Source organism: Methanopyrus sp. KOL6 (genome assembly GCF_002201915.1).
Taxonomy (GTDB): domain Archaea; phylum JAADCQ01; class Methanopyri; order Methanopyrales; family Methanopyraceae; genus Methanopyrus.
This window is the reverse complement of record NZ_CP019470.1, coordinates 24,025-38,946: the sequence shown is the minus strand read 5'-3', so window position 1 is coordinate 38,946 and position 14,922 is coordinate 24,025. Positions and strand designations below refer to the sequence as shown.

18 protein-coding genes are annotated in these 14,922 nt (G+C 56.8%); 2 read left to right on the top strand and 16 right to left on the bottom strand.

Going from position 1 to position 14,922, the window contains the following annotated elements:
* Positions 1-55 precede the first annotated feature (55 nt).
* Positions 56-1,573, top strand: a complete 1,518-nt coding sequence (locus BW919_RS00245; RefSeq protein ID WP_198324614.1) for a prenyltransferase/squalene oxidase repeat-containing protein — start codon at positions 56-58, stop codon at positions 1,571-1,573.
* Here the strand turns inward: BW919_RS00245 and BW919_RS00240 are convergent.
* The 12 genes from BW919_RS00240 to modA all read right to left on the bottom strand — a co-directional run bounded on the left by BW919_RS00240 (position 1,526) and on the right by modA (position 12,388).
* Complete coding sequence (locus tag BW919_RS00240; RefSeq protein ID WP_088334673.1) at positions 1,526-3,340, bottom strand: hypothetical protein; 1,815 nt, start codon at positions 3,338-3,340, stop codon at positions 1,526-1,528. The two genes, BW919_RS00245 and BW919_RS00240, sit on opposite strands and share 48 nt — an antisense overlap.
* A 97-nt stretch (positions 3,341-3,437) precedes the next feature.
* On the bottom strand, positions 3,438-3,737 hold the full coding sequence (locus tag BW919_RS00235) for a DUF2097 domain-containing protein (protein ID WP_157665779.1): 300 nt from the start codon (positions 3,735-3,737) through the stop codon (positions 3,438-3,440).
* Between the two features lie 62 nt (positions 3,738-3,799).
* Positions 3,800-4,597: a formylmethanofuran dehydrogenase subunit C gene (locus tag BW919_RS00230; RefSeq protein ID WP_088334669.1), complete on the bottom strand. Its 798-nt coding sequence runs from the start codon at positions 4,595-4,597 to the stop codon at positions 3,800-3,802.
* Between the two features lie 28 nt (positions 4,598-4,625).
* Positions 4,626-6,371 (bottom strand): formylmethanofuran dehydrogenase subunit A, encoded by a 1,746-nt coding sequence (locus tag BW919_RS00225; protein ID WP_088334667.1) that lies wholly within the window; start codon positions 6,369-6,371, stop codon positions 4,626-4,628.
* Positions 6,372-6,398: 27 nt separating this feature from the next.
* Positions 6,399-6,710: a hypothetical protein gene (locus tag BW919_RS00220; RefSeq protein ID WP_088334665.1), complete on the bottom strand. Its 312-nt coding sequence runs from the start codon at positions 6,708-6,710 to the stop codon at positions 6,399-6,401.
* A 114-nt stretch (positions 6,711-6,824) separates the two neighbouring features.
* Positions 6,825-8,126 carry a formylmethanofuran dehydrogenase subunit B gene (locus BW919_RS00215; protein WP_088334663.1) on the bottom strand — a complete coding sequence of 434 codons (1,302 nt, stop codon included), beginning with the start codon at positions 8,124-8,126 and terminating at the stop codon, positions 6,825-6,827.
* A 78-nt stretch (positions 8,127-8,204) separates the two neighbouring features.
* The gene (fwdD, locus tag BW919_RS00210; RefSeq protein ID WP_088334661.1) at positions 8,205-8,600 is read right to left on the bottom strand and encodes a tungsten-dependent formylmethanofuran dehydrogenase subunit FwdD; all 396 of its coding nucleotides are present in this window, start codon (positions 8,598-8,600) and stop codon (positions 8,205-8,207) included.
* Between the two features lie 14 nt (positions 8,601-8,614).
* Positions 8,615-8,854 (bottom strand): 4Fe-4S binding protein, encoded by a 240-nt coding sequence (locus tag BW919_RS00205; protein ID WP_088334659.1) that lies wholly within the window; start codon positions 8,852-8,854, stop codon positions 8,615-8,617.
* A gap of 92 nt (positions 8,855-8,946) precedes the next feature.
* Entirely contained in the window at positions 8,947-10,191 is a 1,245-nt protein-coding gene (locus tag BW919_RS00200; RefSeq protein ID WP_198324613.1) for a molybdopterin molybdotransferase MoeA, read from the bottom strand.
* Positions 10,178-10,864 carry an ABC transporter ATP-binding protein gene (locus tag BW919_RS00195; RefSeq protein ID WP_088334655.1) on the bottom strand — a complete coding sequence of 229 codons (687 nt, stop codon included), beginning with the start codon at positions 10,862-10,864 and terminating at the stop codon, positions 10,178-10,180. The genes BW919_RS00200 and BW919_RS00195 overlap by 14 nt, the downstream gene beginning before the upstream one ends.
* Positions 10,851-11,636 (bottom strand): ABC transporter permease, encoded by a 786-nt coding sequence (locus tag BW919_RS00190; protein WP_198324612.1) that lies wholly within the window; start codon positions 11,634-11,636, stop codon positions 10,851-10,853. The genes BW919_RS00195 and BW919_RS00190 overlap by 14 nt, the downstream gene beginning before the upstream one ends.
* Positions 11,633-12,388, bottom strand: a complete 756-nt coding sequence (modA, locus tag BW919_RS00185; RefSeq protein WP_088334653.1) for a molybdate ABC transporter substrate-binding protein — start codon at positions 12,386-12,388, stop codon at positions 11,633-11,635. The genes BW919_RS00190 and modA overlap by 4 nt, the downstream gene beginning before the upstream one ends.
* A 122-nt stretch (positions 12,389-12,510) precedes the next feature.
* Between modA and BW919_RS00180 the strand changes: the two genes are divergently transcribed.
* Positions 12,511-13,458: a DNA cytosine methyltransferase gene (locus BW919_RS00180; RefSeq protein ID WP_088334651.1), complete on the top strand. Its 948-nt coding sequence runs from the start codon at positions 12,511-12,513 to the stop codon at positions 13,456-13,458.
* On the opposite strand, the gene BW919_RS00175 is transcribed toward BW919_RS00180, so the two are convergent.
* The 4 genes from BW919_RS00175 to BW919_RS00160 form a co-directional block, all read right to left on the bottom strand.
* Complete coding sequence (locus tag BW919_RS00175; RefSeq protein WP_088334649.1) at positions 13,446-13,709, bottom strand: hypothetical protein; 264 nt, start codon at positions 13,707-13,709, stop codon at positions 13,446-13,448. The two genes, BW919_RS00180 and BW919_RS00175, sit on opposite strands and share 13 nt — an antisense overlap.
* A gap of 113 nt (positions 13,710-13,822) precedes the next feature.
* A complete protein-coding gene (locus BW919_RS00170; RefSeq protein ID WP_088334647.1) occupies positions 13,823-14,044 on the bottom strand; it encodes a hypothetical protein in 222 nt (73 codons plus the stop codon).
* Between the two features lie 2 nt (positions 14,045-14,046).
* Entirely contained in the window at positions 14,047-14,583 is a 537-nt protein-coding gene (locus BW919_RS00165) for a hypothetical protein (RefSeq protein ID WP_088334645.1), read from the bottom strand.
* On the bottom strand, positions 14,562-14,915 hold the full coding sequence (locus tag BW919_RS00160) for a cobalamin biosynthesis protein (RefSeq protein WP_257789237.1): 354 nt from the start codon (positions 14,913-14,915) through the stop codon (positions 14,562-14,564). Before BW919_RS00160 ends, BW919_RS00165 begins: the two co-directional genes overlap by 22 nt.
* Positions 14,916-14,922 lie beyond the last annotated feature (7 nt).

Below are 14,922 nucleotides of genomic sequence, written 5' to 3'. Positions count from 1 at the left end.
ATTACTAAATTTTTATTTCTTACTCTTACCATACGTTGTAGTTGGGGGTGGGTGCGTGCGCGTCCTCGCTGCCGCGATAGCCGTTCTGGTAACCGCCGCACCGACGACGGCGCTGGACTGGAGGAACACGGAGCCGTATAAGGAGCTCCAAACGGAGTGCACGGACGCCGTGAAAGCGGGCACCGTATGGTGGTTCATCATCGCGGATCGTGGCGGTCCTTACTTGGCTTCGATCCACTTGTGGAACCCTCAGATGACGTTCGGATACGAGCTGAAGGCGATCTCACTGGCGTATCCCACGCTGGAGAGCGCTGAGCGCGCTGGATTACTAGCCGACAGGGTACCTGCCGGTGTGCCGGCGATGACTCCGATATCGGAGTGGCCTAAGGCTTCCGAGGAGGCCGTCAGATGGGTACTAGACAACCAGAACGAGGATGGTGGTTGGGGACAAGCATGGACGTATCGGGGTATAACTCACTCGGGTAGTCAAACTAGCGACACTGCGGCAGCGGTCATGCTGCTGATCCATGAGATCGAGCGGCGACACGATTCGGGTGTGGAGTGCAAGGAGCTAGTGAGCGCCGTACGCAGGGGATTGACCTGGCTTCTGGACCAACAACTTGGGGATGGTAGCTGGAGCAGGAAGAAAGAGGAATCACGGGAGGGGTCTTCGTGGCACACTCGTGCGGCGGTCGCGGCGTTGTTGATGGCGTTGGAACACCGGGATCTGCTGAACCTCGACGACCGTACGGTAGAGCGGATCAAAAGCGCCATCGAGCGGGGAGTCTCCTGGATGCTGGAGCGTCAAAACCCCGACGGGTCTTGGTACTCCGGGCTGATGTGTCAGGAGTACTCGGCCGACACTCAGGCGTACATCCTCTCGACGCTGATCGACGTCTACCTGAAAGCGGACAGGCTCGGACTCCACGTGGACCGCGATCGGATCCTAAATGCCATCCGCAATGGTATCGAGTGGCTCTTCAACAGCGAGAAGTCCGGGATAGCGTGGGTAGTTGGAAATCACGGTCGAGGTCCCGCGTGGGCGTACTCCTCGGCTTACCTAGAGGCGCAGGGATCGCCGGAGACGACCGTTACAGGGAACGTCCTGAGTTTGGCACTGCTGAAGGCTCTGTGGTTCGACGTCGCGACGGACGCGGAAATCTGCACGCCGGGGGGCAGACGCAAGCTCCGGGACCTCGTGACGGATTCGAAGTACAACATTCACGCCACCGTCGAGTGGCTCGTATCCCAGCAGTACCGAGGGACCGAACACCCGGAGTGGTACGGAGCTTGGCCGTGGCCGGCCCGGAATGTGATGTCAACTGATAGTGGAGCTGGCTACGAACCGGCATCGATATGGGCTACGGCCTACGCTATGCGGGCACTCGAGGCTTACCTGAACCCGGAGCTGTTTTACGGGAAAATAACGAAACCGAGCGGGAGCGAAGTGTCTAGGAGTGAGACCGTGTCAGGAGGGATGGAAACGAACAGGAGAGATAGGTCAAGAAAGGGTTTGCCGGTTCTGTTACCGGCTATACCTCCTGTACGCCGCCAGCGTCAGTATCGCCGCTAATACCGCCATCGGTGATATCGCGACCTTCCTACGCTCGAGCTTCTGCTCCAGCTTCTTCACGCGTCCTTCGAGGTTCCCTTCGAGGTTCTCTACATTCTCTACAGCATGCTTCAACTCCTGGAGGTTCCCTTCGAGGTTTTCTATAGCATGCTTCAACTCCTGAGCGGTCTGTATCAGCTCGCTCGCCTTCTTCTCCAGGTCGGAGACCTTCTTCTTGAGCCCTGAGTAGCTGTTGAAAATCGCGTTGTTCACGACATCCATGGTACCAGTCAGGTTGTTGAGCAGCTCGGCGGCCGACGACATGAACTCGTCGACGGGATCACCGATGCCTACCGTCAGTATGACGGCGTCGCCGATACTATGGCCGCGGCTCCCACTGTCACCCTTGTAGCAGGCTACGACCAACTCGGCGTTCTTGTACTCGCTATTGACCGTGGCTAAGGCCGGACAGTAGTAATAATACCCACTACCGAACCCAGTGAGGTCGTACTGCGCGATCACCTGGATCTTGCCATCTTTGACACGGAACAGGACGCCCGCCAATCGTTCCTTACCAAAACCGCCACTGTTATCCGCGAACACCGATAGGTAGTACGACGTGCCGTTGTCCGTGTAAACCTTGGCTACTGTGGGGCCCGTCTGCGTGTAGATACGGCGGTAGATCGTGGTGTCCGATGAGAACGTCCAGTTCCCATCACCTGAATTCACTATCAGCGCGGCGTTGATGTCCGGGATTGTGGTGTCTCCCGACATCCCTCCCCAGAGCGATCCGACCCGGTACACTACCACGTTGTCGCATACCCACGGGCACTCGTTGGTGTCATCGGAGGTCGATAGTGATCCTTGTACCTCGTGAACGTCCTCCTGGTTCAATTCACCGATCGTCGATAGATCGGCTGGAAGATCCACCACGTACGCCTTCACTTTGCATCCCTTCCACTCGCCATAGAAGCCCCAGCTGGTCACGTTGGGGCTCGCTTGCGAGTAGTCCGTCAGTACCACCACGAGGTACTTAGAGCCGCCCTGTTGGTACACCGATGCTACGGGTCTGGCGTGCCCGAAATAGTGAACGCCGTCCTTGACGTAGTCCTTGCACACACTTTCCGCGATGACTAGCGGCTGACCCAAGACCGGGGTGATGTTCCCGTTCGTGTATATCTTGAGCACCTGTAGAACGACGTTACCACTCCCACCGTTCCACTTCTCGTACACGATCGCCACATACTCGTTACCATCATTGTCCGATCCGAGGTATACCATGTGCGGATACGCGGCGTTCCCGTCCACTTGGACCGGTTGGGAATCCATCGAAATCTGATCACCAGAGACACTGACATTGTACACCAGAAGTTCGCCGTAATCCTGAGTGGCTAAGTTGTCCTGCGGCACCTCCGTCACGGCCAGGAGGAACTTACCCTGACCGTAGCTCACAAGAGCCGGTGCGAAATCGACGTGGCCGGATTCCGGGGTCACATAGGTAGCACTACCCGATGGAGTTCTCAAGCCGATCCTACCGACCACGTTGCCGTTCTCGGACCATTCCTCCCAAGCTACTAGTACCGTACCGGCACTATCCACTGCCACGGCCGGCCCTTTGACTTGGTAGTAGTAACCGTCCCTGGCGGCCACGTCAGAGTCCACGTACCTGCCCTGTTGCTGATCCCATTTCATCTCCGTGTCGAGGGTAAGCTGAGGACTCACAGAAACAGCCGATGCTTGTCCTACGAGCGCCGCTAGTAGGGCCAGTAGCGCGGTAGTTCTCCTCAACCGATGTGCCCTTCAACACAACCTTAGTTGATATATTTTAACTTTAGCTTAAACATTCCGGTGTTGAGAACTAGTACACACGGCTGCCACGTGAGAATTACAGTATGTTCATACTCGGACTCTCGTCGGTCCCCTCGACGACTATCTTGACAGGTTCCCCAGCCTTAGGCTTGTGGACTACCTCCAGCATCATCGAGCATATATCTTCCAGGTCGTAGCGTCGAATTCCTGGTGCTACCTCGGACTCGACGTACAGATGGAGGTAGTACCTGGTGATTTTAACAACTTCACCGGGTACGTGCACGAACGCGTAGTTGAGCTCTAACTGATCCCCTTTTTCTACCTTCTCTCGGAAGTACCTCAGTAACTCTTCAGGAGACATTCGGAGCGTCTTCACGTCGACAATCCCCGGGAGGTTCGTTAAGGGGGAAATAACGATACAGGTCATGGGGGCGGAGCTCACGGTACCTCGTTGAGCGTTGCGTTTAAGTACAGTTCACCCTCGACCTTAGGTCCGTTCGCGTAATCGCCCGTAAAGAGATGGAAGGTTCCGGTTTCCCCTATCGGATCTTCTCGGAGTCCTTCGTATCGGAAGCTGGGCAGTACGTCCTCGGCGCGGCCGCAGACGACGACGGTCCCTCCCTCCATCTGGGCGCCGGGACGCGCTCCGACGTCTCCTCTCACGATGATGGTGCCCCCCTGCATGTGGATTCCTATCATTATGCCTGCGTCGCCCTCCACGATGATTTTCCCGTCAGACATCCACTCTCCTATCTCGTCGCCAACGTCCCCTTTCACTAGGATACAGCCACCGCTCATCCCACGCCACTCACCTCGATACGAGGAACCCACGTAGTTCCCAGCGTTTCCGTACACCGTGATCTCCCCGCCCTTCATCTCCCGACCGAGCCAGTCGTCGGCATCCCCCTCTACGACCAGCTTACCCCCTTTCATCTCGGCACCCGCGTGCCGTCCGATATCTCCCTTAACTAGAATCTCGCCGGCGCTCATCCTGTACCCTATCAACTTAACCCAGGGTACGTCTCCTTCGATCACGATCCTGGTGTTCTCAGGCGAGTCGCCCGCATCCCCTTCCACGTCGAAGTACTCGCCGAGCTCGACTGTCGAATTACCTTCGTATATCTTCAGCGCTGCAATCTCGTCCTCGGACTTACCCGCGAACTCGTCCGTACATATGACCTCGGCCTCGATTGGTACGTCCGGTTCTCCTTTCGGCGTCAGCACGACCTCCTTCAACCGAGGTGCCCCCCAAGGAAAATAATATTTACGAGAGGCGATCGCGGGCGTCGATTTCAATTCGCTCCTCCTTCGGTATGTACACGTCCTGGACCTCATAGTTACCCATATTGACCGAGTAATACTTCCGAAACTTCGTCTTGAGATCCTCCTTGACTTCCTCGAGCAGATCCTCCGGGACCTTAATATCGACCCAGTAAGTACGCCCGACGGGCTCGTTCACCACCACACCTTCCTGAACTACTATCTTCCCATCCTTCACCACGAGCCACGCCTGTTCGAACGCCCTCTCCACTTCCTCATAGTCCCGAGAAGGATCCACCTCGTCGGGTTTGATGTCGTAAATGGCGATGTGCGCGTAAGCTCCCTCACCAAGGTGTCCGATACGGTCCGAGAGACCCAACATCTTCGCTGGGGCGGCTCGGGTCGTGATCGCGATATCGGTCCATGTGTACTCGCGGTCGATGGTCGCGATCGCCGCGCGCTGACCCACCCACGGGTGCATGTTCTCGATCCACTCCTCACGGTACGGTTCACTCATCAGCCACGCGATGATCCTCGGGTACCGGATGAACGGGCCAGCGTTCGGGTGGTCCGTCGAGATCACGACTTGCCATGGATTCTCGGTTAGTAGTGCGATCTCCAAACCGATAGCCCACTGAACCGAGTGCACGGGGTTCTTCGGGCTGTAGATGAACGGTACAACGCCCGATCCCGTCTCGAGCTCGACGTCGTAGTTTGCCCACTTGAAGCCTGTCAGCTCATGTAGCTCCCATTCGAGCGGACCGTCTGCGGTCATGGTCGTGGTCTCATCCAGGGTGACCGCGCCCAGGTCGACCGTCATATGGTCGTTCTTGTTCAGGTACTTCGCGATTTCATCTGCCTTCGACTCGAAAGTGGGCCACGAGTCACCGCCGTACGAATGAAACTGTACGTGTGTGTTATGTGCGATCTGCTCACGCTCACCTATTTCGGGGTTCGGTTCTACACCCGTCTTCTTGATTACATCCCAGCTGTCCGTCGTGATCTCGTAGTTACCGGGCTCGCCGAGCAGGTTCGGGTGGATGTGTATCGAGTGTGGTAAACCTAGCATCTCGTTGATCTTTACGTAGTTCTCGTAGATTTCGGCCGGGGTGATCTCGAAGTATGGTACTGGATCGTCCAGGCTATGGACGTTCTCGCCCCATCCCCAAGCCTCGGTACCTCCGGGGTTCACCATCTTGATCACGAAGCCTTTAGTCGCTCGGAGTAGCCAGGCAGCGTACGCGGCTGCCTTCTCCAGCTCACCCTCCTTGATGTACTCGTATAGGATCCAGTTATTAGCCATCAGTGTGTACGCGCCTTCGTCCAGGATCGGGGTGTCCTTAATCTCCTCGTGGGTGTGCCTGGTCAGCAGCGGCGGAGTGGCAGCCTCCATCACGGTGGTGTATCCCATCTGAGCGTACAGGTATCCCGTGATCGTGGTCGATGGAACCGAAAATCCCGTACCAGAGCGTGTTCCAAGTTTCTTGGTCGCTATCTGCAGGCGACGGCTGTCCTCCGGTCTAAATATACGACCCACGTTGACTTTAGGACCGGCCACGTGGGAGTGTATGTCGACGCCTCCGGCCATGGTCAGACGACCTTCAGCGTCGATGACCTTCGCTTTGGATTCGTCTACTTCCGACGGGTCGACTATCTTGCCATCCTTGACACCTATATCCATGACCTCGCCCTCGATCCCGTTGAGAGGGTCGTACACGCACGCGTTCTTAATCAGGAGCTCCTTGGCCAATCGGATCCCCCCAACCCCGTACGGAGTTTAACACACGATCTTACGGCGGGAAGGCGCCACGTTGGCCTCCCGCCCGCATTCGGGACATCGTGCTGTCATCCCATCTGATTCTAGCTCCGGAATGAGGGAGTGACAGTACGGACACGTCCATATACGCTTGGAAGTCTTCTTACAGATTCCAACTTCACCGAACGAGGGACGGAAGTTTGGATCTTCATCCACGTCGTCTCGCTCCTCAACCATGTACCTCGCGACACGTTCGGACGCCCTGAGGAATAACGATAGAGCGGATTCGTTCACGCAGGAGCGTGAGCCGCAATACGGGCATCGGTATTCCATACAGACTCACCCCAAGGAATACGAGGTGGAGGGGCCCGGGCCGCGGGGGACTTGCCCCCGCTTCACCCCACGGGGCTCCCCGGGACGGGGTTCGCCCCGTGGGGCGGCCCGGGCTTACATCTCCTCTATTTTCTCTATTATCATTTGTAGGATTTGTTTGTCGTTGGGTATTTGTTCTGGTGGTTCGGTTATTTTCTTCATTCTGATTGGTACTGCGTCCATTCTGTAGGCGGTTCCTTCCCATTCTATGCCCGCGATGGCTACTGGTATGTATAAGTCTGAGAGTTCTGCTGTTGGCGTCCAGTGTGGGTCGATGCATACGAGTGGTATTCTAGCCATGTGTTCTACTGCTTTTTGTGGGAAGTGTGCGCCTGGGTCGCTTGCGATGACCATCATCGCGTCGGCTTCTCCTCTGACTAGTAAGTCTACAGTACTCGTTTCACCCGGGTTATACCGCGGGTATCCTCTAGTGAAGTCTACAGCGTACGGGTATCCCGTCGTCCATGCTAGTACTTCATTGAACCCAGTCACATTGTAATGACCTCGCATCATGATTAGAGTCCACTTCGAGTACTCGTTCAAATCCCTGATTAGGCAGATTGCATTATCAATGTTCCGATGCCTACCGCGAGACATTGTCAAACCCATTCCCCAGAATAGTGTACCAAAGCTAGCCTCCTTGAGCAAGTCAGCGACCTCGTAGACTAGTTCTACCGGTACCCCAGCCACTTTCTCACACTCGATTTCAAGCCCATGAACAGCCATTCGAAGCGCGCTGATTAACTCGTAATCCTCGTTCGGCTTGACTTGTATGTAAACGTCAGCCAGTCTAGACGTGGCAGTCCTCCGCGGGTCAACGACGATCACAGTACGATCCCCACGACCCTTCGGCCTGAAATAACCCCTAGCAAACACTGGATACCGACTCATATGCCGCGGATGAGCATGCATCGGATTACAACCCCAGTAAATCACCGTATCAGCCCTGTTCTTCACCTCGCCCAACGTACACCCCGGAACACCAACATCCTGCAACCCCAACACCGAAGGACCGTGTCACACTGAGGCCGTGTTGTCGATGACGCCACCGACTAGTTCTGCTAGTTCAACACCCTTCTCCTGTGCCTCTACCAACGTCGCGGACCAACCGTACAGGATCGGTAATTTAGCCTCAACGAGTATCCTAGCCGCTTCTTCCGCAGCATCCTCGTAGTCAATCTTCTTCCACTCTCCATCCTCCCTGATCATTGGTTCCGTATGACGATGCTCCTCCTGCGCACTCAAGAACTTTGCAGCACCAATCCTACAAGCGTGCCGAACCTCCACGATCTCACCGTCCTCCACGACCACCTCCAAATCATCACACAACGTACCACAGAACGGACAAACCACATCCCTGATTACTTTCCTCGCCATTTTTTCACCCCCTTTCAGTTGTAGTCGATGTTGATATTCGATGAAGATGAAAATGATCGGCTGTCAAGCTACCACGGGTTATTCAGAGAGGTACTCAGAGCGCATGAATTCTGACATATCTTCGATCGGCTCATCGTCAGTGGGTTCTATCTCGACTTTTATCCCCTTGAAACCGGGCATTCCCGTGCTCTTGGTGTTCGGATCTACGACTTTATTTGCCCAGGGACCCATCGGGATGAAAACCACACCGCGAGGCGGCACGTCGGTGTCCGCGGCTTTAGCCCGTACGATTACTTTACCGTATTCGGACTTGACCTTAACTGGATCACCTTCGCTAATGCCGAGCTCTCTCATGTCCTTTGGATTGAAGTAGCATATTGCAGTGGCGTTAGGGTAAATCTCGCCAGCTTTGTCGGTTTCGATAGCTTCGCCCTGCCAGATCGTTCGACCCGTGAGCAGGATGAATTCGACCATTCCCCGTGGCTCCCCTACGTTTTGATTTCGATAGCGTCCACGGGACAAGCGAGTTCGCAAGTCATGCATGCCTCACACAAGTCCTCGTTAATCACCGAGACTGTCCCGTTCACGACCTTGATCACCACATCTTCACCATCTTCGGGACCCTTTCCACCCCATGCGTTTGGAGAATTACAAGCGTTGACCGGGCAAGCGATCACGCAGTTACCGCATCCGTGACAGCGTTCCTCGCGGATGATTATCTCTACCAACCCGCGACCCCCGCCAGTCTTCACGCCCGCCTCGGAGTTAGGAGTTAAATAAGTGGGGTCGGTGGGGACGAGTGGATGATCGGTGGACGCCTTCAGAACCTACGCTCTACCTCATCGAACAAGTTAAGGAACCCGCGCAGTGGGAGAATCAGAGCACGCTCCGAGCCTCCGGGAGGAACGAGGGCGAAGCCGTCGGTCTCCCGAAACAGCGCGAAGTGACTGGAACGGTCCCTGGACATCCTCTCGACACCATCGGAAAGACGAACACGTGCTATCACGCCGACCTCGCGTTTGGACTTGATCCCGGAGGCTTCTGCCTCGAAACCGACCACTAACGGGTCCGCTCCGGCCAGCATGAGTAGCGAAGGTATCACCCAAACCCGGAAAGTAGAGTAACACGAGGTGGGCCATCCTGGCAGGGTGAAGGCGACGGTTCCCTCCCGTGCGGCGATACCAAATGGACGTCCGGGTCGGGCTCTGATCCCGTGGATGAAGGCATCGAACGTGTCGTCCAGTATGTCCTTGACATGGTCTCTCTCCCCAACCGAGGATCCTCCAGTGATCAGAACTACGTCGGAGCAATCGGCGTAGTCCTTCACTGTCTCACGGATCTCTTCCGGATCATCCTTGACCAAGCTCATTCCTACTACCTCGACACAGCCCATGTTCTCGAGTTCCGCGGTGAGCACTGGGCCGATACAATCCACAACCTGCGTCTCACTCTCCAGCTCCGATGGACGGTGGACGAGCTCGTTTCCGGTTACTACGACCGAGACACGCAGGGGTCTGTGGACATCCACTTCCTCCACTCCGTGTTCGAGCATCACTCCGACGTCCACGGGCTCGACGAGATGGCCAGACCGGTAGAGAACTTCTCCCTCCTCGACGTAGCAGCCGGCCGGATCCAGGTTGTCCCCCGGATCGACGCTTTTCTCCACAATTATCTCGTCACCGTCGCGTTCCACGAACTCTACGGGGATGACGGCGTCCGCACCCTCCGGAACCGGAGCTCCGGTGTCGACGTACACGGCCTCTCCCGGACCAACCTCGACGTCGGTCCCTTCTCCTATCCTCGACTTACCCACGACTTTCAACTTGGTTCCGGGCTCGGTGTCTTCGGATCTCACGGCGTACCCGTCCATAGCGGACCGGGTGAAAGGTGGAGAGGGGCGCTCCGCACGAACGTCTTCCGCGAGCACGCGTCCTGAAAGTTCGGACCCTACTTCCACGGTCTCGGGTTCCGGAGGTGAAACGAAGCGTCGTAGGAATTGGATGAACTCCTCGGGCTTGGCCAGATCGTCTGTGTACACGAAGCCCTTGTACTTACGCTTTGACACTTTCCACACCCCGTTTCAACTTCTCGAGCGCCTCGTCCACTGAACCCACATCCACCGCCTTACCCCCTACTAAAACCGTGAAGGTGTCACCGATACGCTCGGCTTCCCATGGGTCGTGCGTGACGTACAGGGCGGGTACGCCCGTTTCCTTCAGTACCTCGCGGAACTTCGGGACGAGGTCCGCCTTCACGGCCAGGTCGACGTCGCTGAGGGGCTCATCCAGAAGCATCACCTTCGGATCGGAGAATAGGGCTCGAGCGAGTGATACCCGACTCTGGTACCCGCCGCTGAGCTCGTCGGGCTTCAGATCGAGGTATTCCTTCAGTCCGAGGAGCTCCACGAGTTCGTCCAGTCGATCGGGATCGCCGCGACCGTTCTGGAGGGAGTACGTGATGTTGTCCTTGACGGTCATGTGTGGGAACAGCGCAGGTTGCTGTGGGACATACCCAACGTGGCGCTCCTCGGGTGGGAGGTCGGTGACGTCTTCCTCTCCGATGATCACGCGACCCTTGTCGGGCTTCAGAATGCCGGCGACGATCTTGAGGAGCGTGGACTTACCGCTCCCGTTGGGACCGAAGAGTACCCGTACTTTACCAGGCTTTACTTCCAGGTCGACACCGCGTAGGACCTCCCGGTCTCCGTAGGAGAACTCGACTCCCTCAACCCTCAGCACGGCGAAGTCCCCCTGTTACCGAGCGCACTAACGCGACCATGGTCAGCGATAGGACCATACAGAACACGCTGGCGGCGACGGCGACTTCTAGATCTCCTGCTTCCACCCGGGTGAACACGTACGATGCGAGTACCTGTGTCTTACCTGGAAGGTTACCTCCGAACATGATCACCGCGGCGAACTCGCTCAGGGATCTGGAGAACCCTAGTAGGAAACCGCCGAGCAGCGCCTCCCGCAGAGCAGGTACGACCACTCGTATGTAGGCCTTTGGCGGTTCGTCACCGAGCGTGCGGGCGACGTCCACGAGCTCACGTCCTAGTTCCTCGACACCCGACTGTACGGTCCTGGCCGCTAGCGGGTACGATACGAAGAGCATGGCGAGGACTACTGCGATCAAAGTGAACGCGAGCCCGTTTTCACCCAACCATCCGAAATAGTTGCGACCGAACGCCAACAGTAGCGCTAGTCCTGCTACGGTGTGCGGCAAGGCGATGGGTAGGTCGTTTAGGAAGTCCGCTACCCTGTAGATCACCGAGTTTCGCTTGAACAGATGATAGTAGCCAAACCCTATCGCGATCACCACACCCACGGCGGCGGCTGCGACAGCGCAGAGCACCGTGTTGAACGTGGCGGACCAGAAGTAGGGGTCACTGAACGCCCACGCTATCCCTTGGGGCGTTAGGTTCATGGTCAGTGCTATCAACGGGAACACTATGAATACGAAGAACAGGGGAGGGAACAGAGTACTCAGGATTTCGTACCTCCCGATCATGCTGGACTCCACCTGTACTTCTTGAACTCGTCGATGTGCTCGAGACAGTAGTTCAGGAAGTCCTCCGCGAGCCGTTCGTTACCTCCTTTGATGACGGCCGCTCCCCAGATTATCGGCCCAGTCAGGGAGTGAGGGAACATCTGCACGATCGGCAGACCGAAGCCGATTGCCACACTCCGATAGACGAAACCGGCATCGATCTGGTCTTTCTTCACCATCGTGGCGACCTGGTTGACGGTGCCCGGTCTGGCCTTCAGGTTCCCGTTTTTCACGATAGTGTCCCAGAGTCCGAGCTTCTTCAGCGCGCGCTGTGTGTACTCGCCGACAGGTGCCTTCGGGTCAGCCACGGCAACCGTGACGCCAGGCTTTGTGATGTCCTTGACGTCCTTGATGCCTTTCTCCTTGCCCGTCTTGGATACCACCAGAACGAGGTAGTCCTTCAGGAACTTCTTAGTCTTGATAGTCTTGCCGGCCTTCTGGAGCTTGACCACGTACTTCCAATCCGCGGAGAAGAACAGGTCGCACTTCTGCCCTTGGAGTATCTGCGCAGTCAGTCCTCCGGATGGACCGAAGTTGAGGGCTACCTTGACGCCTTTTTCCTTCTCATACTGCTTCGCGAGCTTGGTGAGTGGTTTCTTCAGGCTGGCCGCAGCGAACACCGTGAGCTGGTTCGAGGACGTGTAGTAGTAACCGGCGGCCGCCGCGATCACTACTACTGATAGGATCCCTATTGCGATCGGCACCCCGCGCACGCTCCACACCCCCGATTGATATGATCATGCGATTCGCATGGTCGGAGTAGTCCGGCCACTACCTCTTATTTATGGGGCGTCTACCGGCGGGTGTTGAGTAGAATTCGACTGGGGGTGATCCGTTGAAGCCGAGAGTGGTGGATCTATTCTGCGGGGCCGGCGGTTTCTCTAGGGGTTTCAGGGAAGCTGGGTTCAAGGTCTTGGGAGGTGTTGAGAACAACCCCGCGCCGGCCGCGACATATCGGAAGAACTTCCCGGAAGCCGAGGTGATCGAGCGTGATATCCAGCGGGTCGACTCGGAGGAAATCGTGGACGAGTTAGGCGAACCGGATGTGATTATCGGAGGGCCGCCCTGCGAGCCGTTCACAGCCGCCAACGCGGATCGGAAACCTAACCCGCTGGATCGACTCTACGACGATCCCGTAGGCAGGTTAGTACTCCACTTCGTGAGGATTATCGGTGACCTCCAGCCCGAGGTTTTCGTCATGGAGAACGTCCCCGCAATCATGGAGGGGCCTTTAGAAAAAGCGTTGAGGAAGGAGTTCGCACGTGTTGGATACGAGAGGATACACTTCAACGTACTCCAAGCGGTACATTACGAGGTACCTTCGTATCGGCGCCGCGTCTTCATTTCAAACGTAAGAATAGACCCCGAACCCACAGCGGAACGGCCGAAAACTGTGTGGGAAGCTATCGGAGATCTCCCCAGCCCTGACTCGGAGATTCCCAACCACGAACTGCGTCCCATGTCCAAGAGGAAGCTCCGCAGGATCCGACGCCTTAGGTGGGGGGAGGCCCTGAGCGTCATAAGGGGGGCTAGAGGTAGCTTCAAGAACTGGCTCAGGTTGCACCCCTTCAAGCCGGCCCCTACTGTGATGGGTGGGTCCAGGTTCATACACCCGTTCGAGGACCGACTGCTTACCGTCAGGGAGCAAGCCCGGCTTATGAGTTATCCCGACGATCACGTGTTCGAAGGGGGGTACGAGACGCAGTACGACCAGGTAGGGGAGTCGGTGCCGCCGGAGCTCGCACGCGTTATCGCCGAGGAAGTCCGTGATCACCTCGCGTAATATAGTAGCGCCGCCACTAACAGGCCGATAGCCACGGCGGCTACAATGAGGTACTCCTTAGGTAGCGGAACCGTCGGTAACCTCCTGGGTCTCCACTCATCCCACTCTCCGGGCTCCTCTACCCAGGTAACCTCCTGAGGAATGGTCTCGGCTTCCTCTGCTCTCTCATGAGCCCTACCGAAGAACTCCTCCCCGCGCTCGGTGAGTATCACATCTTCCTCGGTACTCTCGGCCCTGCCGATCCCTTCCACCTCACGCTCCTCGTACTCTCCGTACTCGTACGATTCCTCGCGATATGACTCCTCGTATTCCTCTCCTTCATACGCTTCCGTACGTTCCTCCGCCTCTTCCTCATCCCCCCTGACTACAGTATCAGTTCTCGTTTTCCCAGGTCTTTTTCCAGGAGCTCACTTTTGACAACACTCTTCAACTCGTCGATGAACTCCTCCAAGCGCTTGGTGAGCTGCTTCGCCTCGTCGTAGTCGTCGGTCTCCAACTCTACGGTCACCTTAATCACGTAGCTCTTGGTACCGTTTTCCGCGTCGAAGCTGGTCGTACGGTCCACATGGATTCGGGCGTTAACCAACGTCAGTACCCCCGTCGCCTTGCCTCCTCCCAACCGGCTTGTACGGCCCGATAGGATACTGCACCGAGCCGTCCCTCTTCCGAAAGCAGCGCCTTTTTCACGTCTTCTAACTCGCAGAGGCGCGCGATGCGACACATGGCTCCTAATAAGATTAGAGAATGGAATGAAGGAACCCTTTCATCTCGAGCGACTCTGGAGCAGTCTATTCCGATCCATCCTTCGGGCGGATCGAACCCTACGAAGGACTGATGAGAGAAATCGTACACCGCCCTTCGGGCGTTCGTACACGCCCCGAACCTGCTGAGTATCATGGCGTAATCACACTCCGAGACCCTATCCACTGTCGCCACTATCACGTCGCAATTCCATCGATATCCACCGATCCACTTCCGCCCGGACCCACCTGTGGACTGTGGAAGCATCAGAACGCCAACAGTGCGTCCCGAACGTTTGATAGCTTTCGAAAGCACCCGAGCCACTCGTGTGAATCCGTCCCCACGCCCTCCGATTATGCAGACTACTTTCGGGATCTTTTCCACCCCAAAGCCGCGGTAACGGTGTTCCCGAAAGTCCGTTTCGGCCGAACGATTTCGTACCCGTGGGTTATAAGGACACCCTCACACACGGAACCTCGAACCCCTAGTAGGTCCCTCGCTCGGGAATCGCTCGGTGTGTAGTCAGCGAACTTCTCGACGAACCGTACGGGGATCCCTAACCGGCGACCAATTTCAACCAGCGCCTTTCCGGAGGGCTGGTCCCGCTTTCGGGTTATCGTGATGATCTCACCGAGTTCGCCTGCTTCCTCCAGACCCCATCGTATCGCAGTCACCAGGTCCTGCCGTCGCACTCTCCGCCTCATCCCGACTCCCAAAGCATAC